Raw genomic sequence first — 25,594 nt, forward strand, 5'->3', positions numbered from 1 at the left:
CAGGTCAGGCTCCTGCCTTGGCTGGCATCTTCTCGCCCTCGGCGTCGTCCCGCTGGAAGTTTTCCGGACGCAGTTTGAAGGCGATCAGGACCGGACCGGCGATGTAGATCGACGAGAACGTCCCGATCAGAACGCCCGCCAGCATAGCGAAGGTGAAGGAGGCAATGACCTCGCCGCCGAACAGATAGAGAGCTCCGAGAGCGAGGATCGTACTGCCCGCGGTGAGTACCGTGCGCGACAGCGTCTGATTGATCGATTCGTCAATCAGCACCTCGAGCGGCATCTTCTTGTATCGCCTCAAGTTTTCGCGCATGCGGTCATAGACCACGACGGTGTCGTTCAACGAGTAGCCGATGATCGTCAGGATCGCGGCGATACTGGTCAGGTTGAACTCGATCCCGGTCAGGACGAAGAGGCCGAGGGTGAAGATGACGTCATGCAGGGTGGCAATGATCGCACCCAGCGCGAACTGCCATTCGAAGCGGAACCAGATATAAATCAGGATGCCAAGCAGAGCAGCTGCCACGCCAATTGTCGCTGAGAAGGTCAGGTCGCTGGAGACTGACGGACCGACCACCTCGACGCGGCGGAATTCATAATCCGCTTCCAGCTCTCCGCGCACCTTGGTGAGCGCCGACTGTTCGGCGTTCTCGCCACCTTCCTGCGCCTGCAGGCGGATCAGTGCACTCGAATCGTCGCCGAAGCCCTGTGCCTGGACTTCTCCGAGGTTCAGCTGGCTGAGACGTTCTCGAATATCCGACAGATCCGCCGTTCCATCACGGGCCTGCACTTCGATGATCGAGCCGCCCTTGAAGTCGATGCCCAGGTTCATGCCGACGGTCGCAAAGCCGATCAAGGATGCGACGGAGATGAGCATCGCAGCGCCGAAGTTGTATTTGCGAACCGCCATGAAGCGGATGTTGCGGTTGTCAAAGAAACCGGTTCGCACGCTCGTCGGCATGTGCTTCGGGCGCTTCCAGCGATACCAGAAGGCCATCAGCCAGAAGGTGAGCGTGAAGGCGGTGAAGACGGTGGTGACGATACCGATCGACAGCGTCACGGCGAAGCCGCGGACAGGGCCGGAGCCGAGGAAGAAGAGAACCACGGCCGCGATCAGGGTCGTCAGGTTGGCATCGACGATCGTTGCAAAGGCCTTCTTGAAGCCGATATCGATCGCCTGGATCAGCGGTCGGCCGTTTCGTGCTTCTTCCCTTATTCGTTCATAGATCAGAACGTTGGAGTCGACTGCCATACCCATGGTCAGCACGATACCGGCGATACCGGGCAGCGTGAGCGTCGAGCCGATCAGCGACAGCGCCGCAAGGATCAGGGCGACGTTGGCCGCAAGCGCGATGTTCGCCATCACACCGAAGGTGCCGTAGAATGCAAGCATGAAGAAAACGACTGCCACACCGCCGATGATGCTCGCGGTGACACCGGCATTGATGGAGTCCTGTCCAAGGCCTGGACCGACCGTACGTTCTTCAACGACCGTCAATGTCGCCGGCAGCGCACCGGCACGCAGCAGTACGGCAAGATCATTGGCGCCTTCGACAGAGAAATTCCCGGAGATCTGCCCCGAACCACCGATGATCGGCTCACGGATGACCGGCGCCGAAATCACCTGCTGGTCGAGAACGATGGCGAACGGCTTGCCGACATTTTCCTGTGTCGCCTGGGCAAAGCGCTGGGCGCCACGGCTGTCGAAGCGGAAGCTGACCACCGGCTCGTTGGTGCGCTGGTCGAAGGCCGCCTGGGCGTCAACGAGATTTTCGCCCGAAATCAGCGCACGGCGCTCGATCAGATAGGGGACAGCCGGATCATCGGTCGAATAGAGCACCTCTGACTGCGGCGGCGGACGATTGTTGATCGCCTCCGTGACCGGCATGGTGGTGTCGACCATGTGGAAGGACAGCTTGGCGGTCTGGTTGAGCAGCGCCTTCAGGCGCTGCGGGTCGGTGAGACCGGGCACCTGGACGATGATCCGGTCCTCGCCCTGGCGCTGGATCAGCGGCTCGGTCGTTCCCAGTTCGTCGACGCGGCGGCGAACGACTTCCATCGACTGCGTCACGGCAGAGGAGACACGGTAGTCGATGCCTGCATCCGTCAGGTTCAGACGCAGCAGGCCGTCCCCGGCTTCTTCCAGCGCGACTTCCGTCACCGTTCCGCCCGTGAGACCGCCGACACTGACGGGATCGGTCAAGGAACGCAGGGCCTCGACGGCTGCAGGCACCTGCGCGACGTCGCTGATGCGGACCTGGATCTGCTGGCCGACGCCCGAAAGACCCGTATAGCGGATGCTCGCTTCACGAAGCTGGGTGCGCACGTCGCCGACGATGGTCTCGAGACGCTCCTTGACGATGTCCTGGCGCTCGAGCTTGAGCATGATGTGAGACCCGCCCTGCAGGTCGAGGCCGAGAGTTATCTTGTCTTTGGGGAACCACGAGGGGAGTGCTGCCAGTTCCTCGTCCGTGAAGGCATTGGGCAGGGCGACAAGAACGCCGAGCGCGACAGTCAACCAGATGAACAATGTCTTCCAGCGGGAAATGTAAAGCATGGAACTCTCGGATCAGGGTATCGGAAAATGGCGAAGGCCGGCACGAGGCCGGCCCAGCGGGATCAGGCGGCAGTCTCGGTCTTGACCGGCTCGCCCTTGACGCGGACTTCGGCCACATACTGGCGCATCGCGCGAACCTTGACGCCTTCGGCGATTTCGAGCTCGAGTTCCTTGTCGTCGATCACCTTGGTGACCTTGGCGACGATGCCGCCACCCATGATGACCTGGTCGCCACGGCGGATTGCGGACAGGGTTTCCTCGCGCTTCTTCATCTGCTGACGCTGCGGACGGATCAGGAAGAAGTACCAGACCACCATCAGCGGTGCGAAGAGCAGCAGCATCTCCAGTCCGGATCCCATGGCGCTCGGAGCGGCAGCGGCATCCTGGGCAAAGGCCTCGGTGAAAAACATGAAAGACTCCCTATTGAAGCATGTTGGAAGAGCCGCGCGGCCCCCTCGTCAGGTCGCCGGAATATAGTGAGAGAGCCCATGAATGCAACAGAAACAGCGCCGGGGCGTACCATTTTCGAATGCCCTCCCCTTTATGCGCTGAATTCTGCGTGATACCGGCCGACGGGAGGGTTCAGACACCGTGACCAGGCGACGAGGAGGATGACGATGGACGATCAGACCGTGAGCGCACTTCTGACCGAAGTGAAGCGTCTTGCCGAGGCCGTGGAGCGGCTGGCGGGACCAGCGCCCGCCGTCAATGACTGGGAGGCTGCGGACTGTTTCGTCTGGGCCCCTGCCCGGCTCCATCTTCAGCCGGTCAAGCGACCGAACCGGGTCGAACTAGGTCTGATCCGCGGGGTGGATCATGTCCGTGACATCCTGCACGAGAACACCTTGCGCTTCGCCGAGGGTTTTCCGGCGAACAACGTGCTGCTCTGGGGTGCGCGCGGCATGGGCAAGTCGTCTCTGGTCAAGGCGGTGCATGCCGATATCATCAAGAGCAACGGTATCGCGCTGAAGCTCGTCGAGGTCCATCGCGAGGAGATCGCGACCCTGCCGGCGCTGCTCGACATCATCAAGGACGCGCCCCACCGGATCGTGGTTTTCTGTGACGACCTCTCGTTCGACCATGACGACACTGCCTACAAGTCGCTCAAGGCCGCGCTCGACGGTGGGGTCGAAGGTCGCCCCGACAACGTGCTCTTCTATGCCACCTCGAACCGGCGCCACCTTCTGCCGCGCCACATGATGGAAAACGAGCAGTCGACGGCGATCAATCCGTCCGAGGCGGTCGAGGAAAAGGTCTCCCTGTCGGATCGCTTCGGCCTTTGGCTCGGATTCCACAAATGCAGCCAGGACGACTATCTGACGATGATCGACGGCTATGCGGCGCATTTTCAGCTGCCGCTGCCGCGCGAGAAACTGCATCACGAGGCGCTCGAATGGGCAACGACCCGTGGCGGTCGTTCCGGTCGCGTGGCCTGGCAATACATCCAAGACCTCGCGGGTCGGCTGAGGATATCCACCGCCTCCCGCTGAGGCGCCCCCATGACGGAACGGAGAAAGGCCCGGAGCGCGAACTCCGGGCCTTTTCACCAACCTGGCACGCAATACACTATTCCAGGTAAGTGATGGGGTTGACCGGCGCTGCATCCTTGCGGACTTCGAAGTGCAGCATCGGCCGCTTGACGTTGCCGGTCATGCCGGACGTGGCGATCGTCTGGCCGCGCTGGACCTTCTGGCCTCGCTGGACCGAAAGGCTGTCGGCATGGCCGTAGACCGTCACCTTGCCGTCGTCATGGCGAACCAGGACCGTATTGCCGAGTTCCTTGAGACCGTTGCCGGCATAGATGACCACGCCGTTTTCGGCGGCCTTGATCGGCGTACCCTGCGGAACGGAAATTGCGATACCGTCGCTTCGCTTGCCGTCGATGTTGGCGCCGAAATTGGCGATGACGGCTCCCCGCGCCGGCCAGCGGTACTTGCCAATGCCCGTCATTTCGGGAGCGGCGGTCTCGGGCTTGGCTGCAGCCACCTCGGTCACCGACTTGGTGGCAGCCGGCGCCTTGTATTCGGCAGGCTGGGCATTCGCCGGAACGGAGGCCGTCTGGACCGGGTCGGCAGCCTGGGGGGCGGCCGCCGGAGCGGCCCTGGTCGGAATGGCAAGTGCCTGGCCGATACGGATGTTACCGGTCGACAGGCCGTTGGCCTTCTTCAGATCATCGACCGAGACGCCGCTGGCCTTGGCGATGCGCGCCAGGGAATCGCCCGGCTTCACGACATAGGAGCCTGCGCCGGCCCCGGCAGCGGCATCGGGCTTGCCCGTCGCATTGGAGGCAGCCGTCTGCTGCTTCTCGCGAGAGTTCGGCGCGTTCGGCAGAACGGCGACGTTCTGCTGCTGATCACCCGGCAGGACAGGCTTGCGGCCGTCAGTCGGCAGACCTCCGGCGTCGGCTGCGGCACGTGCCGCGTTGGGCCCACCGAAGGTCGGGATGATGACAAGCTGGCCAGGGGCAGCATCGGTCGGCTGTGTCAGGCCATTTGCTTTCAGGATCTCCTTTTGCGGAACACCGTAACGGTCAGCGAGCGTGGCAATCGTTTCACCGGGTCGCAAGGTCACGCGGGCCGCACCCGCGGTGGACCAGCCACCCTGTTTGGGCGTCGAGCCGGTGGTCGCCGGCTCGACGAGGACCTGAGCGGCATTGGCCGAGGCCACCTGGCCCGCCTGCTGTTGCGGCGCAGCCGGGAAAGGCTGCGAAAGGGCGGCAGCGCGTTCGGAATTGTTGCTGGCGGCGGCCGAAAGACCCGAGGGTGCGGCGAGCTCGGAACGCTGCACGGAAGCCGGCGTGCTGGCTACACGGGCTGACGCTGGCGGCTCATAGGCCGGTGCCGTCGGCATCGGCTGAGCCATGGCCTGGCCCTGAGCCTGGCCATACACACCTCCACCCCCGATGTTTTCGGCAGGAATCGGCGGCTGATTACGCAGCGCGGACTGGCGGGGAATGGACGCCGTCGTCAGATTGTCCGTGGAGAATACCGAGCTGAAGCGCGAGGCGTCGGAACTGCAACCAGCTGCAGTGCCGGCCAGAAGGAGCGCACCGCATACACGAGCGATAGGCAATCCAGCTTTCGGCGAAACACTTTTACGCATGACTCGACCCACATATGACACAACTTGATGTGGGTTCATTAAAGCGCGTTAGTATTACCGGTCGGTTAACCCCGTGGATTCCTTATGAACGAATTCGCCGATACGCATATAAAATTCGCCGCAAGAACGATCATTTTCGTGGGCTGTCACTCTCGTGAAGCTGCAATCATCGTCTCAGAGCTCTCGGGATGATACCCATGGGCACAAGGTCTTGAACGGGTAAAGGATTCGTGCTGAACCCTTCGCCGTTGTCTTGTCTCTGCCGGTTCGGGCGGAGATTTTCCAGTCGGTGTGGAGCAAAGAAATGAAGCTTGTCGAGGCCACTATTGCGGAGCTGCGCGCGGCGCTGGAAGGAGGGCGCGTCACGAGCATCGGGCTGGTCGCGGCCTATCTGAACCGCATCGCCCGCTTTGACCGGCACGGAATCACGCTCAACGCCGTGCCGGTTCTGAACCCGGACATGTTTGCCGAGGCCCGCGCCTCCGATCTCAGACGCCGCGAAGGAAAAAGTCTCGGGCCGCTCGACGGCATCCCCTATACGGCCAAGGACAGCTACAAGGTGCAGGGCTTGAGCGTGGCCTCCGGATCTCCTGCCTTTGCCAACCTCATCGCCCAAGACGACGCCTTTGCGATTTCGAGGCTCAGGGCCGCCGGCGCGGTGCTGATCGGGCTGACCAACATGCCGCCCATGGCCAATGGCGGCATGCAGCGCGGCGTCTATGGCCGGGCGGAATCGCCCTACAACGCGGAGTGGCTGACGGCTGCCTTCGCCTCCGGCTCCTCAAACGGCTCGGGCACGGCGACTGCCGCAAGCTTTGCCGCCTTTGGCCTCGGCGAGGAAACCTGGTCGAGCGGACGTGCGCCAGCTGCCAATAACGGGCTCTGCGCCTATACGCCGAGTCGCGGCGTCATCTCCGTGCGCGGCAACTGGCCGCTCGTGCCCACCATGGATGTCGTCGTGCCCCATTGCCGGAGCATGGCCGACCTCTTGGAACTGCTCGATGTGATCGTCGCCGACGATCCCGAGACGCGCGGCGATCTCTGGCGGCGCCAGACCTGGGTGCCGATCCCCAAGGCCTCGGAGGTGCGGCCGTCCTCCTACACGGCGCTGGCTGAAACGGCATCCCTTGCCGGAAAGCGATTCGGCCTGCCGGCGATGTATATCAATGCCGATGAGGATGTCGGCACGGTTGGCAGCACCGGCATCGGCGGCCCGACCGGCCAGCGCATCGAAACGCGCGATTCCATGGTGGCACTTTGCAAGGCAGCCTGCGCGGCGCTGGAAGCCGCCGGCGCCGAGATCGTGGTGACGGATTTCCCCGTGATCACGAATTACGAGGGTGACCGGCCCGGCGCCCCCACGATCGCCACGCGCGGCCTGGTCAGCCCGGATTATCTGCGCCGCGAGCTTTTCGATCTCTCCGCCTGGGCCTGGGACGATTTCCTCAAAGCGAACGGTGATCCCGCGATCCCGGGGCTGGCCGGCGTGGATCCGGCCCTGATCTTCCCGCCGCCGAAGGGCAGCCTGCCCGATCGCTTCGACGGATTTGACGACTTTCTCCCGCAGTACCCGGCCTATCCTCGGGACAACCCAATCTCGTCGTTTTCTGAGATTCCCGAACTTGAAGCAGGCTGCAGGGGGCTGGAAGAAACACGACGGATCGATCTTGAAGACTGGATGACGGCGCAAGGGCTCGATGCGGTGATCTTCCCCACGGTTGCCGATATCGGACCGGCAGATGCCGACGTGAACCCCGCCTCCGCAGCGCTTGCCTGGCGCAACGGGGTGTGGGTCGCCAATGGAAATCTGGCGATTCGCCATTTCGGCATCCCGACCGTGACCGTGCCGATGGGCATGCTTGCGGATATTGGCATGCCGGGTGGCCTTACCTTTGCGGGGCGCGCCTGGGACGACAATGCGCTTCTCTCCTATGCCAGCGCCTTCGAGAAGACCGGCATCTATCGCGAGCCGCCGCCGCGGACACCGGAATTGCCCGCACTTCGAGCACCTGTGCCCACAGCGGGATCGTCGGACCTGCAGCTTACCGTCACGGTCGAAAGCGCGGGCCCCGAACGTCAGACGCTCATCATTTCCGCCACGAGCGCTGTGCCGCTTTCGTGGATCACCGTCAACGGCGAAGAGATCACCTTCAGCCAGGACGGGCAAACGGCGCGGGCCCGTGTGGAGCTGGCGGCGAACACCCGGCCCCACAGCGAATGGCGCGAACCCTATGGCCATCTGGTCATTGCCGCCACCGCCGATGACGCGGCCTATTGCGTGGCGGGCGGAACGGCCTGAACCAGGCCCTTCTCCGGCATTTGGTCCATAAGTTCGCTCTCGCCTTCAGGCCGGTCAGAGGTGCTGGGCAATCTTCGGCTGTAACGGCAGGAAGGGAACCTCAAAGAGATCCTCGCGCTCGAAACGGCTACCAGTCTTGGTCAAGCGGACCATGATGCAGCGCACTTCGTCCACCATCAGCGGTGCAAGCAGCATGCCGCCGGACACGAGCTGTTCCGCAAAGAACCGTGGCATGACCGGATAGGCCGCGGTCGAGACAATCCGATCGAAGGTCCCCTCGCCCGGGAGACCGTGCGACCCGTCTGCCTGGCGCAGGATGACGTTGCGGATGGACAGTTGCTCCAGCCTGCGCTGCGCACCTGCGATCAGCGTCTTGTAACGCTCGATGGAAATCACCCTTTCGGCAAGGCGCCCCAGAACGGCGGTGGCGAATCCGCTTCCCGTGCCGATCTCGAGCACGCGATGACCGGGCTTTATCTGGAGGAGCGACAGCAGACGCACCGCCAGATCCGCCCCTTCCATGAACTGGCCGCATTCGATCGGGATCGAACGGCTCGAATAGGCATTCTGGCCGTATTCTGGAGGAACGAAACTTGAGCGGGGTGTCTGCTCGACAGCCGTCAGCAGGTCGAGATTGGTGATGCCTTCGGCGCGCAGGCGTAACACCAGAGCGGCAAAGCCCTCACGCTCCACCAGGGCCGATCTCACGCCAGGTCTCCCCCGGCAAGAGCGTCGGCAACAAGGTCCTGCACCGCATAATCGGTCATGTCCAGCTTCAGGGGCGTCACGGAAATCTTCTTTTCGCGCAGGGCATGGATATCCGTGCCAGCGCGGAAGTTACCCTTCCGGTCGCCGAAACGCAGCCAGAAATAAGGGAGACCGCGTCCATCCTGTCGCTCCTCCACCGAGAGCCCGAATTCGAGCTTGCCCTGGGAGGTGACATCGATGCCCTGCACCTCAGCCGGCTCGCAATTGGGGAAGTTCAGGTTGAGGAAGGTACCCGGCGGCAGGTCGATATTGGAGAGTTTCCGAAGCAGATCCGGCGCAAGCGTTTCGGCCACATGCCACGGGATGGGCGAACCCGCCTCGTAGCTATAGGCCTGGCTCAGCGCGAAGGACCTGACACCGTGCACCGTCCCCTCGATCGCACCCGCAACAGTGCCGGAATAGGTGACGTCATCGGCGAGATTGGCTCCTGCATTGACGCCCGAGAGCACCAGGTCGGGCTTGCGATCCAGCACCTTGCGTATCGCCATGATGACGCAATCGGTGGGGGTTCCGCGCAAGGCGAATTTCTTCTCCTCGAGCTCCCGCAATCGCAGCGGCTCCGAGAGGGTCAGGGAATGGGCAAGACCGCTCTGGTCAGTCTCGGGTGCCACGATCCAGACATCGTCGGAGAGGCTTCGGGCGATCCGCTCCAGGGAGGCAAGCCCCGGAGCATGGATACCGTCATCATTGGTCAGCAGAATACGCATGGTCACTCCGGTTGCGGCGTGATCAGGCCGCCCTCTCGATTTTCTTGATGCCGCCCATGTAGGGCAGCAGCACGTCCGGCACAGTGATGGAGCCGTCTTCGTTGAGATAGTTTTCCATGACCGCGATCAGGCAGCGACCCACCGCCGTGCCCGAGCCGTTCAGCGTGTGCACGAAGGTCGTGCCCTTGCCGTCCTTGTTGCGGTATCGGGCGTTCATGCGCCGCGCCTGGAAATCGCCGCAGACCGAGCAGGACGAGATTTCGCGGTAGGTGTTCTGACCCGGCAGCCAGACCTCGAGGTCGTAGGTCTTGCGCGCGCCAAAACCCATATCGCCGGTGCAGAGTGTCATGGTGCGGAAATGCAGGCCAAGGCGCTTCAGCACCTCTTCGGCGCAGGCCGTCATGCGCTCGTGTTCGGCGATCGAACTTTCCGCATCAGTGATCGAGACAAGTTCGCACTTCCAGAACTGGTGCTGGCGCAGCATGCCGCGCGTATCGCGACCGGCAGAACCCGCTTCCGAACGGAAGGACGGCGTCAGCGCGGTAAAGCGCAGCGGCAGCTTGTCCTGGTCGAGGATTTCGCCAGACACGAGATTGGTCAGCGTCACCTCGGCGGTCGGGATCAGCCAGCGCCCATCCGTCGTCTTGAACAGGTCTTCGGCGAATTTCGGCAGCTGGCCGGTGCCATACATGGCGTCATCGCGCACCATCAGTGGCGAAGACACTTCCGTGTAGCCATGCTCCGTGGTGTGCAGGTCGAGCATGAACTGGCCGAGCGCACGCTCGAGGCGGGCCAACTGGCTCGTCAGCACGGTGAAGCGCGAACCGGATAGCTTGGCGGCGCGCTCGAAATCCATGTAGCCGAGGCCTTCGCCGATTTCGAAGTGCTCGAAGGGCTTGTGATTCCAGGTCGGCTTTTGCCCTACGACGCGGGCAACGACGTTGTCGTGCTCGTCCTTTCCGACGGGCACGTCGTCGAGCGGGATGTTCGGGATGCGCGATAGGGCATCATTCAGCTCCGCCGTGAGCTGGCGCTCCTCCTCTTCGGCCGCCGGCAGCGTGTCCTTGAGCGAGGCGACTTCGGCCTTCAGCTTCTCGGCCAGCTCCATGTCCTTACTTGCCATGGCGGCGCCGATTTCCTTGGAGGCGCTGTTGCGGCGCGACTGCATGTCCTGCATCGACTGGGCAACCGCCCGGCGCTTCTGGTCGAGCGCGATCAGGGATGCCGATAGCGGTTCGGCCCCGCGCTTGGCGAGCGCTGCGTCGAGAGCCTCGGGGTTTTCACGGATCCACTTGATATCGAGCATCGTCGTTCCAGGTCTTTGTTTTCGACCGGGAGCGGAATGGCCGGCGGCCAGGTCCGGCCCCATGTCTTGATGGGTTGGCTGCGGCAGGCCGCCCGGTTCGCCTCAGCTCTGCTCCGGGGAGCCGACCTCGGCGAGTTCCGTGGCAGCGCGCTTCTTCTCTATGAGTCGCGCCGCATAGATCGCCACCTCGTAGAGAAGGATCGTCGGCAGTGCAAGACCGATCTGAGACAGCGGATCCGGCGGCGTCACGATCGCCGCGATAACGAAGGCGACAACGATGAAGTACTTGCGCTTGTCAGCCAGCCACTGGCTGTCCAGAAGCCCGACACGAACGAGAAGTGTCGTCACCACCGGAAGCTGGAAGACCAGCCCGAAGGAGAAGATCAGGGTCATGATCAGACTGAGATATTCGGACACGCGCGGCAGGAGCGAGATCGCAACACCGCCATCCTCAGGCGCCTGCTGCATGGCCAGGAAGAACCACATCACCATGGGCGTAAAGAGGAAATAGACCAAGGATGCCCCGAGCAGGAACAGGATCGGCGACGCGACCAGGAAGGGCAGAAAGGCGGCGCGCTCGTTCTTGTAGAGGCCGGGCGCCACGAACTTGTAGACTTGTGACGCGATCACGGGGAAGGCCAGAACCATGGCGCAGAAGGCAGCCACTTTCACCTGGGTGAAGAAGAATTCCTGCGGCGCGGTGTAGATCAACTCTGTCTTGGAAACATCCAGCCCTGCCCAGCCCACGGCCCATTTGTAGGGCACGACCAGCATGTTGAAGAGCGGCTTGGCAAAATAGAAGCAGACGATGAAGGCGACGAAGAAGGCGCCGAGCGCCCAGATCAGACGCGAGCGCAACTCGATCAGGTGTTCGATCAGCGGCTGGGGCTTGTCTTCGATCTCGCCGCTCATGCGCGGTCCTCACTCTTGCTCTTGCGCGTCCTGGAAGCCGGCGTGGCCTTGGTCTGAGGAGCGGCCGGAGCGTCCGCCGCGACCACTTTCGCCGCTGCCGGCTGGACCTTCTGTTTCGTCGGCTTCGGCGCCTCGCCTGCAGACGCCGCATCGAGACCCTTCTTCACCGATTTCGTGGCGACTTTGGGCGGCTTTGACGCTTGTGCCACAGGTTTGCGGGTGGCTCGCTTCTTCTCCACCGCAGGCGGCGCCGCTGCCGGGGCAGATGTTGCGGGACTGGTCGCGGGTGCCACAGCCGTGGTCGTTGTCGCGTCAGCCGTCGAAGCTGGGATGGCCGGCGGCGCTGATGTTGCGGCGGCGGTCGCCGTTCCGGGCTGCGCCACCGGACCAGGTTGAGCGGGCTGAGCGGGCTGCTGCGCTTGCGGCCTCAGCTCTTCGGGGGGCTCATTCAGGCCGAAGGGCAGTTCCGGCAGGATGGAGTTGTGGGCCACATCTTGCTCGACACCTGGCTTGGCTTCGTAACGTGTCGACCGCTCAAGATCGGATCTGATCTCCTGCCCCATCTGGCGCAGCGGGTTCAAAGCTTCGCGGATGCTGTTGGCCGGATTGAGCGAGCGCACATCATCCACGGAGCGCTTGACGTCCTCAAGCTCAGCCTCTCGAAGCGCTTCGTCGAACTGCGCGCGAAACTCGCCCGCGGTCTGGCGCAGCCGCTTGGTCATCTTGCCAAAGGCCCTAATCATCGGCGGCAGGTCCTTAGGACCCACCACAACGATCAGGACGACGGCGATCACCAAAAGCTCGGTCCAGCCAATATCCAGCATGCAAACGGGCTCCTGATGCCACGCCAGGGCGCCATGTAGCGGCGCCGGTCTTCCACGATTTCAACGAAGGAAGGGCAGCCGTTTTGACTGCCCGCCCGATCGGCTGATACCGATCACTTTACCTCGTCGCGCTTGTGGTCGACCGTCTTTGTCACCGTGGGCTGGGCGTTCGAGGCGGTCTGCGTCTCGTTCTCGTCCTCGTCGGTCATGCCCTTCTTGAAGCTCTTGATACCCTTGGCCACGTCACCCATGAGTTCCGGGATCTTGCCGCGACCGAAGAGAAGCAGGACAATCGCCAGAACGATGATCCAGTGCCAAATGCTAAACGAACCCATGCCTGCCACTCCTTAGATATTGGTTTCCCCGATGTAGGGGCTTTCCGGTGTCTTTTCAAACACCAAAATGTCCTTGGGCTCAACCGCAATCGTGACGTCGCGGACACGTGGCGACAAGATGTCAGCCCGGATGCGCGCGCGCACGGGTCGCTCGGTGCCGGGCACGGCAAGGTCCAGCAGCTCGACGACCCCGAGGAAACGGCGGGCAATGATGCGGGCGGGAATGGAGCCGCCGCTTTCACGAACCGAGAGGCCCGAGAGGCGAACCGCGACCTCGACCTCGGCACCCTCGGCGATATCGCCGGAATCGGCAGCGCCCAGCGGTGTTTCGACGCGCCCACCCCGAACCCGACCGGAGAACTCGTTGATCTCCGAGAAGAAGGCGGCAGCGAAAATGTCTTTCGGCCGACGATATAGATCGTCAGAGGTTCCGACCTGCACAAGCCGGCCGTTCTTGAGAAGCGCGATCCGATCCGCCATGCGCATGGCCTCCTCCGCGTCGTGGGTGACGACGACGGCGGTCGCGCGGGTTTCACGAAGAATTGCGAGCGTGTCAGCACGCACGGTGTCCTTCAGACGCGAATCGAGACCGGAAAAGGGCTCGTCCATCAGGAGCACGCTCGGGCGGGGTGCCAGCGCCCGCGCCAAAGCCACACGCTGCTGCTCGCCGCCAGAGAGGGCATGCGGGAACTTTTCGGCATAATGGGCAAGCCCTACCCGCTCCAGGGCGGCCATGGCTTCGGCGACCGCCTCCTTGCGCGGCAGCGCGGTCAGGCCGAAGCGCACATTGTCGAGCACGCACATATGCGGAAACAGGGCGAAATCCTGGAACATCAGGCCGATGCCCCGCTTTTCCGGCGGTAAAAACGTATTGGGCCCGGCGACCTCCCGGTCATTGATCAGCACCTTGCCGGAGGCTTGGGCCTCAATGCCGGCGGCAATCCTCAGCAGCGTGGTCTTGCCTGAACCGGACGGCCCGAGAAGACACAACACCTCACCCGGCTCCGCCGTCAGTGAAACCCCGCGGATCGTATCCTTGCCGTGGTAGCGATGATGAATGTCCTCGAAGGTCAGGCGCGCGGCAAAGGTCACGCCCGCCGTGCGCTGGCCGTCTCCATGCTGGATCTTCGCTGGGTTCATTCTGCCGTCCGCGCGGCTCAGACCGGATCATCGCGGACATCAAGACCGCCGACGAGCCGGCTGGGACCGGTCACCATTCAAAAAAGCTGACCCTATTCCTCTGCTTCACCGCCCGGAGTCAAGAGGCCGAGTTCCTCCAGATCAAGCTGGGTGATCGGATCTTCCTCTTCCGAAAGCTCATCATGCCCCATCGGAAGCGGGATGTTGAAGTTCGCGGGGACACGACCGGAGAGCAGCCCTGCCCCCTTCAACTCTTCGAGGCCCGGCAGATCGCGCAGTTCCTCAAGACCGAAATGGTCGAGGAAATCGCGGGTGGTGCCGAGGGTCACGGGGCGGCCGGGCGAGCGTCGGCGGCCGCGAAAGCGCACCCAACCTGCTTCCATCAGGACATCCAGCGTGCCCTTCGACGTCTGCACGCCTCTGATGTCCTCGATCTCGGCTCGGGTGACCGGCTGATGATAGGCGATGATGGCCAGAACCTCGAGGGCCGCGCGCGAGAGCTTCTTGACCTCGGCCTCGTCATTGCGGATCGCAAAGGAAAGATCAGCCGCGGTCCGGAAGGCCCAGTGGTCCTCGACCTGCACGAGATTGACGCCGCGCGAGGCGTATTCGTCCTTCAGCTGATGCAGAATTTCGGTGGCCGAAATGCCGCGCGGCAGACGCTCCTCGATGAAGGCTGTCGAAACGGGCTGGGCCGAGGCGAAGACGAGCGCTTCGGCGATCCTCAGCGCTTCACGGCGGTCGAGTTCGGCGCGGAGCGATGCGGAATGACCGCCCTCCTCCGCGTCCACACCATCTTCCGGCCCGGGATCGTCAATATCGGCCAAGGGCTTACTCCACCGCTTTCAAGGCCTCGGCCCTCGGGCCGCTGCGCATGTAGATCGGCTGGAAGGCACCGTCCTGGCGGATCTCCAGGCGTCCCTCGCGCACCAGTTCGAGCGAGGCTGCAAAGGCGCTGGCAATCGCCGTCACGCGCTCCTCGGGGCTCGGCAGATAGCGCAGGAGGAAGTGGTCGAGCGCCGTCCAGTCGGAGATTTCGCCGATCATCCGGGTCAGGATGCCGCGGGCATCGGAGAGCGACCAGACGCGGCGCTTCTCGATCGTCACCTGGGTAATCGCCTGGCGCTGGCGAAGTGCGGCATAGGCCGTCAGCAGGTCGTAAAGCGAGGCTTCGTAGGCGCTGACTGAGCGTGACGGAACATGTTCGGGCGCGCCACGGGCATGGACGTCGCGGCCCAGCCTGTTGCGATTGATCAGCCGGGTCGCCGCCTCGCGCATGGCCTCGAGCCGCTTGAGGCGGAAGGCGAGCGTGGCTGCCATTTCCTCGCCCGAGGGGCCGTCGTCCTTGGGCTGCTGCGGGATCAGAAGACGCGACTTGAGATAGGCAAGCCAGGCGGCCATGACCAGGTAATCCGCAGCCAGTTCGATGCGGATGCGCCGCGCACTCTCGATGAACAGCAGATATTGCTCGGCCAGCGCCAGCACCGAGATGCGGGCCAGATCAACCTTCTGGTTGCGGGCGAGGTAAAGCAGGAGGTCGAGCGGCCCTTCGAAGCCTGCGACGTCGATCAGCAGTGCGGGGTCGCTTGCGGCCCTCTCCTCGGCATTGTCCTGCCAGAGGCTGTCCATCGGCGTCGGTGCCGGCGTCTCCCCTTGAGAGGGCCGGGTCAAGATCGTCGGCTGGACCGGGCCGCGCACCATCAGGCGACCGCCATCAGGCTGGCGAATTCGTCACGCAACGCCTGCTCATCGGCAGTGTCGGGGAGGCCGAAGGCCGCTTCCACGGCATCGGCGCGGGCACGTGCCTTTCCGGAGAGTTCCGAAACGGCTGCCGCGACCGCCTTCATCTCGTCCATATGGCCATGGCAATGCAGGACCACGTCGAGGGCGGCGGCAATGCGCACCGCGCGTTCGCCGATCGTGCCCTTGAGCGCATTCATTGAGATATCGTCGGACATCAGCAGGCCCTCAAAGCCGATCGCCTTGCGCAGGATTTCCTCGGTGACAATCTTAGAGGTCGAGGCGGGGTGATCGGGGTCGATGTCGGTATACACGACATGGCAGCTCATGCCCATCAGCTCGTTGGCCAGCGCCTTGAAGGGCACGAAGTCGTGCGCCGCGAGTTCAGCGCGCGGGACCGTCACGACAGGCAGTTCGTGGTGGCTGTCGGCCATGCCGCGACCATGGCCGGGCATGTGTTTCATCACCGGCAAAACACCACCCGCCTTCAAGCCATCGGCCGCCGCCTGCCCCATCTTCGCGACCACATGCGGATCATTCGAATAGGCGCGATTGCCGATGACGTTGGAGGCGCCTTCGATCGGGACGTCGAGCACCGGCAGGCAGTCGACATTGATGCCGAGGCGATAGAGATCGAAGGCATGCAGGCGCGACATCAGCCAGGCAGCGCGCAGGCCCTTCTCGGCATCCTGATGGTAGAGCGCACCGAGATCGGCGCCGGAGGGATAACGCGGCGCGATCGGTTCGCGGATACGCTGTACGCGACCGCCTTCCTGATCGATCAGAACCGGCACATGGGCGGCCCCACCGACCGTTTCGCGCATCTCTGCAACAAGGTCCTTCACCTGCTCCGCTTCGCCGATGTTTCGGCCAAACAGGATAAAGCCCCATGGCTGCTCATCGCGATAAAAGGCCTTCTCGTCGGCGGTAAGACGCTGACCGAGGCAACCGAGGATCATGGCTTTGGCGGGACGGGTGTTTGCTGTCATGGGAAGACCATATCGAGGGTGAGGAAAAAGCCGAAGGGATCGGGTGAGAGCGCGGCTGGCTCATACACAGGAAAAGAGGCGGAACACGCGGTTCCGCCTCTTCATCGTCGGGGTGTCGGATCTGAGATCAGCGCGAAACGAGGCAGCTGCCGCCGGCGGCACGATACTGTTCGCAAATCGCCACAGCCTGCTCCCTGGATTCCGCGACGATACGAACACGGTAGAAAGTGCCCTTGCCGGGGATGTCGGCCTGGCGGATCTCCCAGGGCTTGCCGGCCAGTACGTTGCCGAATTTGGACGACAGGCTGCGATAGCTCTTCTGGGCATCCGCCTCGGAGGGAAGCGACGCAATCTGGACGCCGAAACCGCCCGATGGCGTGGATGCTGCCGGCGCAGGTGCTGCGGCAGCCGGCGATGCAGCGGCGACTTCGGTCTGTGCTGCGGGCTGGGCCGGTGCCGGCGCGGGCGCCGATGCAGCCGACTGGGCCGGACGAAGATTGCCTTGATCCGTGACGGTGCCCACAACGTTGACCGGCTGATCGGCCGGACGGGTCGTCGGGATCGGCGCGCGCGGAGCGGACGCATCGACAGGGGCTGCGGGAGCCGCAGACTGGGCGGCCGTCTGCACGTCAGCCGGGGCTGCGGCGGCCGCCACGTTGGTCGGGGCAGAGGTCGCCGCCGGGGCAGCCGGGGCAGCCGCATCCGTAGGACCGCCCGGTGTCACCACGCGGGTGTCAACGGTCTGGACAGTGTCGCCCGTATTCGCGGTCGGCACGCTCGGTGCGGCAAGCACCGGTGCCTCGGCTGCGGCCTGCTGCGGCGCTGCAGCAGCCGTTTGGATCGGCGCCGGGGCCGGGTCAGCCGGGACCTCCTGAGCGACGAGCGTTCCATCCGGACGGACGATCATGGTGCGCACACGGCGCGGAGTAATGGTCGCCGGATCTTCGGCGGCTGCCTGTTGAGACTGACCCTCCGGCAGGAGACGGGGATCTTCGGTCTCACCGACCGGAGTCGCCATGCTGTCGTTTGCCCCTTCGAGGGGAACGGTCTCGGGGATCAGCGTCCGCTGCACAACGTCAACAGGCTCTTCTTCCGAGGAAATCAGGCTTGGCTGCTTGGGATCCTCGACACCGTTGCCGGCGACACGGTCATAAACCGCCTTGTCCTGGTTCGGCACCGACTTTCCGCCCGGATCCTCCGGAACGATCTTCACGGGCGTGTCATCCGCCGCAATGACCACAGGCTCACCGCCGCTCAGCGTGCCAACGGCGCCGCTGCCGAGCCAGGCATAGAGGCCACCGGCGCCCGCCAGAAGGACAATCACCGCAGTGCCAGCCATCAGATACGGCTTGATATGTCGGAAGCGGAAACCGCGCCCTTCTCCCGCAATCTCGATGTGGCCACGGCTTTCCGGCTCGAAGCCGCCTGGTGTTCTCATGGTGCTGCGGAAATCTTCCTGCAGCGCCTTTTCGAAGGCATCGAATTCATCGATGGGCGCTGAGGAAGCACGTGACGCAGACGCCGGGGCCTGGACAGCGACCGGCGCAACCGCGCTCGCCGTGACCGGAGTGGCCTGCCGCGAAATGGGCGCCGCCGGCTCTTCGAACAGCGTGGCGAGTTCCGCATCGATGTCGAAGTCATAATCCGGCTGGGTCGTCTGAGGAGCACGCGTCTCGGCGATCGGAACATCAGGCACGTCCAGCCCGATCAGAGTTTCGACAAGATCGTCCTGCTCGGAGATCTCGGAGGGATCGAAACCGAAGTTGTCGCCGGCAGGTGCCACCGGGCGCATCGGCTCTGAGGACTGCACAGGCGCTGCGATCGGCGCCTGATACGTCGTAGCGGGACCGGAAGGCGCCGAGGAGTAGGACGGCTGGAAGGGTTCCGGGCGATAGGATGGGGAAGCCATGGCAGGCTGCGTCCGAACCGGCGCGACGGAAGCAGCCGCTGCGGCGAAAACCGGCGCAGCAACCACCGGCGCCGCCGGCGTTGCCGGCTTCTCCGGAGCGACATCGAGTTCCGACAGATCAAGCTCGATATCATCGAGCTGGAGGTCGAAATCCTGATCATGGAACGGATCGAAATCATCCTCGGAGGCCTTCGGGGCCGGGCGCGCCGGCGCCGAGACTTCCGCCTTCGGCGCAACCTCGACATTCTCGTCGAGCGCCAATTCGTTCAGGAAATCGAAGCTGAAGTCAGGCTCGTCGCGCTGCGAAGGGTCCGCCATCTGCATAGGGGCTGCGACCGGCGTGATCGGTGTCGATGGTGCGCGCTGCTCCACCGCTGCCGCCGGACCATCGGTGCGCGCCGTGTATTCCATCTGCACCGGGGGCACGATCGGCTCCGACGGAGAGGCAATCGCCGGGATCGGCTCGACCGGACCGGAAGCCCAGTCAAAACTCGCCTTGCCGAAATCGAGGACAGCGGGTGCTTTTGCGACCGAGACCTCCGGCAGCGGGGCCGCATCGAAATCCTGGATGTCGAAGGAACTGCGGCTCGGCTCCACGACGAGCTCAGGCTCGGCACGACGAACCGGCTGGGCTGCAAAATTTGCAAGCGGCAGACGCAGGCGCGGCGGCTCCGACTGGACAGGCTTCTGCTGTGCGGCGGCAACAGCCGGCAGGACATCCGCATCCGCCATCGAATATTCAAGCTCATCAGCCAGATCGAAGGAGAGCTCAGGCTCGGCCTGCTGAACCACTTGCGCTTCGGCAAGGACCTGCCGCTCATCGCGGGCAGACTCAGACAGATCAACGCCCGGCCCGGAGACATCGACATCGCCGAGCGCCGTGGCGGCGTAGGCGACAGGCTGCACCTCATAGGACGGCAGCGGCGCAGCCTCGAATGCGAGGGGTTCAGGCTCGAAGCGCGGCTCTTCGCGCACCTGCACAGGCTGGTAACTTTCCATCACGGGCGCACGAGGCGCAACCGGCTCCGGCGGGGAAACCGCAGGCGCATAGGAAGAGGGAGCAGGCGAGGCTTCGTAACCCTCGAATTCGCGGATCAACTCGTCTTCGAGATTATACTCGGCAGACCCCATCTGCGGCGCCTGCGGCAGCGAGACAACCGGCTCGCGCTTCAGCGGTTGGTCAAAGCCGACAATGCGGGCGAGCTCCGCCAACGGATCATCATCGGCGAACTCGTCGCTATGCGACCGAATGCTGTTTGCAGCCTGCTTCTGTACCATACCTGTTCCACTCACTCACGCGACTCAACGCCTGCCAGCGCAATGTGGGGAATTGGTGACGATACTATCGCATTTCTACCGGAGCTTCGGTGCCAGTAATGGCCAGTCCCGACTTCAACACGGAGGCGACAGCATGCACCAGCCCAAGCCTGGCGATGGTTAATTCTCTATGTTTATCGTTAACAAAGCGTAATTCGGGCGAATCCTTGCCCTTATTCCAGTGAGCATGCAGCGAGCTTGCCAGATCATGCAGGTAAAATGCAAGTCGATGCGGCTCCTGCGACAGTGCTGCCGCCTCGATAATGCGGGGATATTCGGCAAGCTTTGCGACAAGCGACAGTTCCGTCGGGTCTTCGATCTGTCCCATTACGGCACCGGCGAGGTCGAGCGTCTCGATTTCGAGGTCCGGGAAGGCTTCCTTCGCCTGACGCAGGATCGACATGCAGCGGGCATGGGCATACTGCACGTAGAAGACCGGATTGTCCTTCGACTGCTCCGTCACCTTGGCGAAGTCAAAGTCCAGCGGTTCTGAGTTCTTCCGGTAGAGCATCATGAAGCGCACCGAATCGCGGCCGACCTCCTCGACCACTTCACGCAGCGTGACGAAATCGCCTGATCGTTTCGACATCTTCACCGGCTCGCCGTCGCGGTAGAGCTTGACCAGTTGGCAGAGCAGCACGGTCAGCTTCGACTTGCCCTCGGACACGGCGCGGTTGACGGCCTCGAGCCGCTTCACATAGCCACCATGGTCGGCGCCGAGCACATAGATCATCTCGGAGAAACCACGGTCGAACTTGTCCTTGAAATAGGCCACGTCGGCGGCGAAATAGGTGTAGGACCCGTCCGACTTCATCAGCGGCCGGTCGATATCGTCACCCACTTCGGTGGAGCGGAACAGCGTCTGCTCGCGGTCTTCCCAGTCTTCCGGCAACTGGCCCTTCGGCGGCGGCAGCGTGCCGCGATAGACATGGCCCTTGAAGGTCAGGTCGTTGATCGCGGTGCGGATCTTCGCGGCATTTCCAGCATGGAGCGTGCGCTCGGAGAAGAAGATGTCGTGATGGACGTTCAAGGTCGCGAGATCGTCGCGGATCATCGCCATCATCGCGTCAATCGCCTTGGCCTTGACGATTTCGAGCATGTCCTCTTCCGGCATGGCCAGAAGCTTCGTGCCGTATTCATCGGCCAGCGCCTTGCCCACCGGAACGAGGTAGTCGCCCGGATAAAGGCCGGCGGGGATTTCGCCGATCGTTTCGCCCAGGGCCTCGCGGTAGCGCAGGAAGGCGGAGCGAGCGAGCACGTCGATCTGCGCGCCCGCATCGTTGATGTAGTATTCCTTGGTGACTTCGTAGCCGGCAAAGCCGAGCAGGTTGGCGAGCGTGTCGCCGACCACGGCGCCACGGCAATGGCCGACATGCATCGGGCCGGTCGGATTGGCCGAGACATATTCGACATTGACCTTGTGGCCCTTGCCAACCGAAGAGCGGCCGAAATCCGTACCCTGCTGGATCATGGTGGCAAGCAGCCGCTGCCAGTAGGCGACCGAAAGACGAATGTTGATGAAGCCCGGACCGGCAACGCCGACCTCGGCGATATCAGGATCCTGCTTCAGCTTCTCGCCGATCAGGTCGGCCAATGCGCGCGGGTTCATGCCCATGCCCTTGGCGAGCACCATCGCGGCATTGGTCGCAGCATCGCCATGGCTTGCATCGCGCGGCGGCTCGACGACGATGCGGCTGAAGTCGAGGCTGTCGCGCTTCTCGCGCACCGCCTCGATCTCGTCGAGCGCTGCTTTGATCCGGATTTCGAAATCGGCGAAAAGGTTCATGGCGTGTCCCTGCGCGCCGAAGCGTCGCCCCGGCGTTTCCTTAAGAATTTCGTCGGGTGCCTATCGCAATTCGGGAGTCCGGTCAAACAGCTCGCGATGCGTACGCACCGCATAGGTATCGGTCATGCCGGCGAGATAGTCGCCCACATGCCGCGCCTTCTGTCCGTCATTGAGGCCCGAGATGTGGTTGACCCAGAAGTGGCTCTTCATCAGCTTCGGGTCGGCCATGTAGGCGTTGAAAAGATCGGTAACGATCTCGGCCGCCGCCGCCCTGATGCGCATGATGTCGGGATGGCGGTAGATGCGGCTGAACAGCAGCTTCTTGATCGCCTTATCGGTCTCGGCCATCTGATCCGAGAAGGACGCGATCGTCATCGAGGCGGCCCTGATATCCTCGACGCTTTGCGGCTCGACCTTTTTCAGCCGCTCCTGCGCAACACCGATCACGTCCTCGACCATCCGGGTGATCTGCCGGCGCATGATCTCGTGGGTGAAGCGGTCGGGATCGAGATGCGGATAGCGATCCCGCACTTCCTTCATCAGGCCGGCAAGGAAGGGCACATCCTCCAGCATCTCGAAGGTCAAATAGCCGGAGCGCAGGCCGTCGTCGATGTCATGGGTATTGTAGGCGATGTCGTCGGCGATGGCGGCAACCTGGGCTTCGAGACCGGCAAAGCTCGCCAGTTCCAGATCATGGATCTCGCAATAGTCGAGGATCGGCTGCGGAACAGGGCCACGCGTTCCCTGCCCGTCCCGCGTCAGCAGCGGGCCATTGTGCTTGACCAGGCCTTCCAGCGCTTCCCAGGTGAGGTTCAGCCCGTCGAAATCGGCGTAACGCCGCTCCAGCTTGGTAACGATGCGCAGCGACTGGGCATTGTGGTCGAAGCCACCGTAAGGCTTCAGCACCTCGTGCAGTGCATCCTCGCCCGTGTGGCCGAAGGGCGTGTGGCCAAAATCATGGACAAGCGCCACACCTTCCGCCAGATCCTCGTCCAGCTTCAGGGCACGCGCCAGCGCACGGGCGATCTGCGCCACCTCGATCGTGTGGGTGAGACGGGTGCGATAGTGATCGCCATCCGGACCGATGAAGACCTGGGTCTTGTGCTTCAGTCGGCGAAAGGCGGTCGTGTGGACGATGCGGTCGCGGTCGCGCTGAAATTCGGAGCGGGTCAGGCTTCCGCCCTCCTCGAAGAGCCGGCCACGGCTTTTCCACGGGTCGGTGGCGAATACTGCCCGCTTCCCGGTGCCAAAACCCAGTGCTGCTTGATCGATCGTCATGCGCGTGCCGCTTGCTCCCCATTGACGCAACTCTTGTGCCTTCATACCTATAGCGGACAAAGCCGCAAGGCGTTGCGGGTTCCCAACTGGTTTTGGACCGTCGCGCCGAACAATCATCACGCTTTCGCGTGACAATGCGGTGATTTGCGACGAATGGACCGTTTTCACCGGGCCTTGAACCCGGCAGGAGGCCGAAATGAGCACCGAGACCGTCACCCTTTCCGAAGCCGCCGCAAAGCGAATCGCGGCTATCGTTGCAGCCGATGCAGAGAAATCCGCACTGCGCGTTTCCGTCGAAGGCGGCGGCTGTTCCGGCTTTTCCTACAAGTTCGACCTCGATGGTCAGCCGGCCGGCGACGACATCGTCATCGAGCGCGATGGCGCCACCGTCCTGATCGACCCGACATCGCTCATCTACATGGCCGGGTCCGAGATCGATTTCGTCGACAACCTGCTCGGCCAGTCCTTTCAGATCAAGAATCCCAATGCGGTGGCGAGCTGCGGCTGCGGCACCAGCTTCTCCGTGTGAGTGATGATGAAGATAGCCACCTGGAACATCAACGGCGTCAAGGCGCGCATCGAAAACCTGTGCCAGTGGCTTAAGGACAGTCAGCCCGACATCGTCTGCCTGCAGGAAATCAAATCCGTCGACGAGGGTTTTCCGCGACTCGAAATCGAAGCGCTGGGCTATCACGTCGAGACGCATGGCCAGAAGGGTTTCAACGGCGTCGCTCTGCTCTCGAAGATCAAGCCGGACGAGGTCAATCGTGGCCTGCCCGGCGACGATACGGATGAACAGGCGCGTTTCATCGAAGGTGTCTTCTCGGTGGATGGCGGCGTGTTGCGCGTCGTCTCGCTTTATCTGCCGAACGGCAACCCGTCGGACGATCCGGTCAAGTATCCCTACAAGCTTGCCTGGATGGCGCGCCTGGAAGCCTTTGCGCGAGACCGCCTGGCGCTTGAGGAGCCTCTGATCCTGGCCGGCGACTACAACGTCATTCCAGAGCCCCATGACGCAAAGGACCCGAGCCAGTGGGTGACTGACGCCCTCTTCCTGCCGCAGACGCGGGCAGCCTTCCGGCGGCTTGAAAACCTCGGCTTCGTCGATGCCGTGCGCGCCACCCATGACGAGACGCCGCTCTTTTCCTTCTGGGATTACCAGGCCGGCGCCTGGCAGAAGAACAACGGCATCCGCATCGACCACCTGATGCTGTCGCCGGAAGCCTCCGACCGACTGCAATCAACCGGAATCGAGAAGCATGTCCGCGCGTGGGAAAAACCGTCCGACCATGTGCCTGTCGTCGGGCATTTCGCCTTCTGACGACTTTGACGAACTGCAGACACTGAAATGGGCGCCAAGGCGCCCATTTTTAATTCCCGAACCGCACCAACCGGCTCACTCGTTTTCCTGATAGACCTGCGGCGCGAGTGCCACGGCGACCCGGCGATCATCTTCCGAGGCGAGCGAGAAGGCGCGCTCCTGAAGCTCCTGCATCCATGGACAATCCTTGGGATTGCAGCGATCGAGAGCAGCGGTCAGGAAAGCGAGGCCGCGAACGGTCTGCCCCTCTTCGAAAAGCACGTTGCCGAAGACCGACATCGCGCCGGCATGACCGCTCTTGCGGGCCATGTTCAGCCACTTCTTGGCCTGCTGCACGTTCACGCCTCCGCCCTCGCCCGCCAGGATCATGCGGGCAAGCTGGAACTGCGCCTCCGGCACGCCGAAGGTCGAGGCCACCTGGAAATAGATCTGCCGCGCCTGGGCGAGATCCGCCTTGACCGGACTGTCGGGAATGCCCTGCCGGTAGTAGCGGGCAAGCGACAGCAATGCATTGACGAAGAAGCCGGTGTCTTCCGAGCCGGGTTCGATGCCCTGGTTGGCGATTTCGGCATAGATCTTGAAGGCTTCGAAGTCGTTCTCGACGACACCGTCACCCGCCGCATACATGTTGGCGAGCGCCCAGCGCGAGCCCGTGTGGCCCTTCTCGGCTGCGTAGCGATAGGCTTCGACCGCCTCTTCCTTCTGGCCCTTCTTGTAGGCGTTGAAGCCAAACTTGAAGAGATCGAAGGGACCGGATTCCTTATTGACGCCGGTGTCTAGATCGAAGGCGCGGGCAGACGGGCTTGAGGACAGCAGGAAAACTGCCGTCAGAAGCATTGCCGAAGTCTTCCAGTCACCGAGACGCATGGGTCCGTACAATTTCCAAGTCATGATGGACATCACAGGCCGCGCCCCGCATTTGCGCCGAGGTCAGCCGCGTCCGATTTCAAGAATACAGTCAATCGATGAATAGACGGTTCATGACCATTTGTGCGATCGGAGCTTCCGTCACCGCTCCCTGTCGATTTCGTCTTCATGTGGGGCAGACTAAACTTGATTTCCGGCAAGACCGGGGCGACCGACAGCGATCTTTCCGATTTTCCTTCAATACAGTCTGGCCACTCCCCAAAAGCGACCGAAGTCATTGCATTCAGCACCGAATTTTCGCCCCAGAGGCTCATGTGAAACTCTTAACGCCACCACCGGAAACAGCCCCCGCCGTTTCTGGCAACACCGGTGCTCTTCGTTTGTGGCGGGAAATGGACAAATTCGGCCCGACCGTGGCCCTGACAAAACGATAGATG

The 25,594-nt window shown here is 63.0% G+C and carries 21 protein-coding genes and 1 pseudogene; 4 read left to right on the plus strand and 18 right to left on the minus strand.

Going from position 1 to position 25,594, the window contains the following annotated elements; translation table 11 throughout:
- Positions 1-4: 4 nt before the first annotated feature.
- Entirely contained in the window at positions 5-2,557 is a 2,553-nt protein-coding gene (gene secDF / locus H6M51_RS13570; protein ID WP_185810358.1) for a protein translocase subunit SecDF, read from the minus strand.
- Positions 2,558-2,619: 62 nt separating this feature from the next.
- Positions 2,620-2,967 carry a preprotein translocase subunit YajC gene (yajC, locus tag H6M51_RS13575; RefSeq protein ID WP_185810359.1) on the minus strand — a complete coding sequence of 116 codons (348 nt, stop codon included), beginning with the start codon at positions 2,965-2,967 and terminating at the stop codon, positions 2,620-2,622.
- Between the two features lie 207 nt (positions 2,968-3,174).
- On the opposite strand from yajC, the gene H6M51_RS13580 reads away from it, so the two are divergent.
- Entirely contained in the window at positions 3,175-4,047 is an 873-nt protein-coding gene (locus H6M51_RS13580) for an ATP-binding protein (protein WP_185810360.1), read from the plus strand.
- A gap of 76 nt (positions 4,048-4,123) precedes the next feature.
- Here H6M51_RS13580 and H6M51_RS13585 read toward each other — a convergent pair whose 3' ends face one another.
- Positions 4,124-5,659, minus strand: coding sequence for a peptidoglycan DD-metalloendopeptidase family protein (locus tag H6M51_RS13585; RefSeq protein ID WP_185810361.1), 1,536 nt, complete (start codon positions 5,657-5,659; stop codon positions 4,124-4,126).
- A gap of 304 nt (positions 5,660-5,963) precedes the next feature.
- Between H6M51_RS13585 and H6M51_RS13590 the strand changes: the two genes are divergently transcribed.
- Positions 5,964-7,958: an amidase gene (locus tag H6M51_RS13590; protein ID WP_185810362.1), complete on the plus strand. Its 1,995-nt coding sequence runs from the start codon at positions 5,964-5,966 to the stop codon at positions 7,956-7,958.
- Between the two features lie 54 nt (positions 7,959-8,012).
- Here H6M51_RS13590 and H6M51_RS13595 read toward each other — a convergent pair whose 3' ends face one another.
- The 13 genes and pseudogenes from H6M51_RS13595 to H6M51_RS13655 form a co-directional block, all read right to left on the minus strand.
- The gene (locus H6M51_RS13595) at positions 8,013-8,666 is read right to left on the minus strand and encodes a protein-L-isoaspartate(D-aspartate) O-methyltransferase (RefSeq protein ID WP_185810363.1); all 654 of its coding nucleotides are present in this window, start codon (positions 8,664-8,666) and stop codon (positions 8,013-8,015) included.
- Complete coding sequence (surE, locus tag H6M51_RS13600) at positions 8,663-9,433, minus strand: 5'/3'-nucleotidase SurE (protein ID WP_185810364.1); 771 nt, start codon at positions 9,431-9,433, stop codon at positions 8,663-8,665. Before surE ends, H6M51_RS13595 begins: the two co-directional genes overlap by 4 nt.
- 22 nt (positions 9,434-9,455) lie before the next feature.
- Positions 9,456-10,739 (minus strand): serine--tRNA ligase, encoded by a 1,284-nt coding sequence (gene serS / locus H6M51_RS13605; protein ID WP_185810365.1) that lies wholly within the window; start codon positions 10,737-10,739, stop codon positions 9,456-9,458.
- A gap of 102 nt (positions 10,740-10,841) precedes the next feature.
- On the minus strand, positions 10,842-11,651 hold the full coding sequence (gene tatC, locus H6M51_RS13610) for a twin-arginine translocase subunit TatC (protein WP_185810366.1): 810 nt from the start codon (positions 11,649-11,651) through the stop codon (positions 10,842-10,844).
- Between the two features lie 146 nt (positions 11,652-11,797).
- Positions 11,798-12,475 (minus strand): annotated as a pseudogene (gene tatB / locus H6M51_RS13615) (Sec-independent protein translocase protein TatB); the annotation flags it as partial.
- 113 nt (positions 12,476-12,588) lie between these two features.
- Positions 12,589-12,810 (minus strand): twin-arginine translocase TatA/TatE family subunit, encoded by a 222-nt coding sequence (locus tag H6M51_RS13620; RefSeq protein ID WP_185810368.1) that lies wholly within the window; start codon positions 12,808-12,810, stop codon positions 12,589-12,591.
- A 12-nt stretch (positions 12,811-12,822) separates the two neighbouring features.
- Positions 12,823-13,950, minus strand: a complete 1,128-nt coding sequence (locus H6M51_RS13625) for an ABC transporter ATP-binding protein (RefSeq protein WP_185810369.1) — start codon at positions 13,948-13,950, stop codon at positions 12,823-12,825.
- A 92-nt stretch (positions 13,951-14,042) separates the two neighbouring features.
- A complete protein-coding gene (scpB, locus tag H6M51_RS13630) occupies positions 14,043-14,741 on the minus strand; it encodes an SMC-Scp complex subunit ScpB (protein WP_407073585.1) in 699 nt (232 codons plus the stop codon).
- A 40-nt stretch (positions 14,742-14,781) separates the two neighbouring features.
- Complete coding sequence (locus H6M51_RS13635) at positions 14,782-15,651, minus strand: segregation and condensation protein A (protein ID WP_407073583.1); 870 nt, start codon at positions 15,649-15,651, stop codon at positions 14,782-14,784.
- Positions 15,651-16,679 carry a beta-N-acetylhexosaminidase gene (gene nagZ / locus H6M51_RS13640; protein ID WP_246780513.1) on the minus strand — a complete coding sequence of 343 codons (1,029 nt, stop codon included), beginning with the start codon at positions 16,677-16,679 and terminating at the stop codon, positions 15,651-15,653. The genes H6M51_RS13635 and nagZ overlap by 1 nt, the downstream gene beginning before the upstream one ends.
- A 127-nt stretch (positions 16,680-16,806) precedes the next feature.
- Complete coding sequence (locus tag H6M51_RS13645) at positions 16,807-19,866, minus strand: SPOR domain-containing protein (RefSeq protein ID WP_185810370.1); 3,060 nt, start codon at positions 19,864-19,866, stop codon at positions 16,807-16,809.
- A gap of 64 nt (positions 19,867-19,930) precedes the next feature.
- Positions 19,931-21,691, minus strand: a complete 1,761-nt coding sequence (gene argS / locus H6M51_RS13650; RefSeq protein ID WP_185810371.1) for an arginine--tRNA ligase — start codon at positions 21,689-21,691, stop codon at positions 19,931-19,933.
- A gap of 60 nt (positions 21,692-21,751) precedes the next feature.
- The gene (locus tag H6M51_RS13655) at positions 21,752-22,969 is read right to left on the minus strand and encodes a deoxyguanosinetriphosphate triphosphohydrolase (protein WP_185810372.1); all 1,218 of its coding nucleotides are present in this window, start codon (positions 22,967-22,969) and stop codon (positions 21,752-21,754) included.
- A 196-nt stretch (positions 22,970-23,165) separates the two neighbouring features.
- Here H6M51_RS13655 and erpA point away from each other — a divergent pair, with 196 nt between their 5' ends.
- Positions 23,166-23,498 carry an iron-sulfur cluster insertion protein ErpA gene (gene erpA, locus H6M51_RS13660; RefSeq protein ID WP_185810373.1) on the plus strand — a complete coding sequence of 111 codons (333 nt, stop codon included), beginning with the start codon at positions 23,166-23,168 and terminating at the stop codon, positions 23,496-23,498.
- A 6-nt stretch (positions 23,499-23,504) separates the two neighbouring features.
- The gene (xth, locus tag H6M51_RS13665; protein WP_185810374.1) at positions 23,505-24,290 is read left to right on the plus strand and encodes an exodeoxyribonuclease III; all 786 of its coding nucleotides are present in this window, start codon (positions 23,505-23,507) and stop codon (positions 24,288-24,290) included.
- A gap of 75 nt (positions 24,291-24,365) precedes the next feature.
- Here xth and exoR read toward each other — a convergent pair whose 3' ends face one another.
- Positions 24,366-25,127: an exopolysaccharide production regulator ExoR gene (gene exoR / locus H6M51_RS13670; protein ID WP_246780522.1), complete on the minus strand. Its 762-nt coding sequence runs from the start codon at positions 25,125-25,127 to the stop codon at positions 24,366-24,368.
- A gap of 62 nt (positions 25,128-25,189) precedes the next feature.
- Positions 25,190-25,471, minus strand: a complete 282-nt coding sequence (locus tag H6M51_RS13675; RefSeq protein ID WP_185810375.1) for a hypothetical protein — start codon at positions 25,469-25,471, stop codon at positions 25,190-25,192.
- Positions 25,472-25,594: the final 123 nt, after the last annotated feature.

Origin of the sequence: Rhizobium sp. AQ_MP, assembly GCF_014237835.1 — a bacterium.
Lineage (GTDB): Bacteria > Pseudomonadota > Alphaproteobacteria > Rhizobiales > Rhizobiaceae > Allorhizobium.

Coding starts and splice junctions, on each gene's coding strand:
- secDF (WP_185810358.1), bottom strand. CDS start 2,557: ATGCTTTACATTTCCCGCTGGAAGACATTGTTCATCTGGTTGACTGTC.
- yajC (WP_185810359.1), bottom strand. CDS start 2,967: ATGTTTTTCACCGAGGCCTTTGCCCAGGATGCCGCTGCCGCTCCGAGC.
- H6M51_RS13580 (WP_185810360.1), top strand. CDS start 3,175: ATGGACGATCAGACCGTGAGCGCACTTCTGACCGAAGTGAAGCGTCTT.
- H6M51_RS13585 (WP_185810361.1), bottom strand. CDS start 5,659: ATGCGTAAAAGTGTTTCGCCGAAAGCTGGATTGCCTATCGCTCGTGTA.
- H6M51_RS13590 (WP_185810362.1), top strand. CDS start 5,964: ATGAAGCTTGTCGAGGCCACTATTGCGGAGCTGCGCGCGGCGCTGGAA.
- surE (WP_185810364.1), bottom strand. CDS start 9,433: ATGCGTATTCTGCTGACCAATGATGACGGTATCCATGCTCCGGGGCTT.
- serS (WP_185810365.1), bottom strand. CDS start 10,739: ATGCTCGATATCAAGTGGATCCGTGAAAACCCCGAGGCTCTCGACGCA.
- tatC (WP_185810366.1), bottom strand. CDS start 11,651: ATGAGCGGCGAGATCGAAGACAAGCCCCAGCCGCTGATCGAACACCTG.
- H6M51_RS13620 (WP_185810368.1), bottom strand. CDS start 12,810: ATGGGTTCGTTTAGCATTTGGCACTGGATCATCGTTCTGGCGATTGTC.
- H6M51_RS13625 (WP_185810369.1), bottom strand. CDS start 13,950: ATGAACCCAGCGAAGATCCAGCATGGAGACGGCCAGCGCACGGCGGGC.
- H6M51_RS13635 (WP_407073583.1), bottom strand. CDS start 15,651: ATGGTGCGCGGCCCGGTCCAGCCGACGATCTTGACCCGGCCCTCTCAA.
- nagZ (WP_246780513.1), bottom strand. CDS start 16,679: ATGACAGCAAACACCCGTCCCGCCAAAGCCATGATCCTCGGTTGCCTC.
- H6M51_RS13645 (WP_185810370.1), bottom strand. CDS start 19,866: ATGGTACAGAAGCAGGCTGCAAACAGCATTCGGTCGCATAGCGACGAG.
- argS (WP_185810371.1), bottom strand. CDS start 21,691: ATGAACCTTTTCGCCGATTTCGAAATCCGGATCAAAGCAGCGCTCGAC.
- H6M51_RS13655 (WP_185810372.1), bottom strand. CDS start 22,969: ATGACGATCGATCAAGCAGCACTGGGTTTTGGCACCGGGAAGCGGGCA.
- erpA (WP_185810373.1), top strand. CDS start 23,166: ATGAGCACCGAGACCGTCACCCTTTCCGAAGCCGCCGCAAAGCGAATC.
- xth (WP_185810374.1), top strand. CDS start 23,505: ATGAAGATAGCCACCTGGAACATCAACGGCGTCAAGGCGCGCATCGAA.
- exoR (WP_246780522.1), bottom strand. CDS start 25,127: ATGCTTCTGACGGCAGTTTTCCTGCTGTCCTCAAGCCCGTCTGCCCGC.
- H6M51_RS13675 (WP_185810375.1), bottom strand. CDS start 25,471: ATGAGCCTCTGGGGCGAAAATTCGGTGCTGAATGCAATGACTTCGGTC.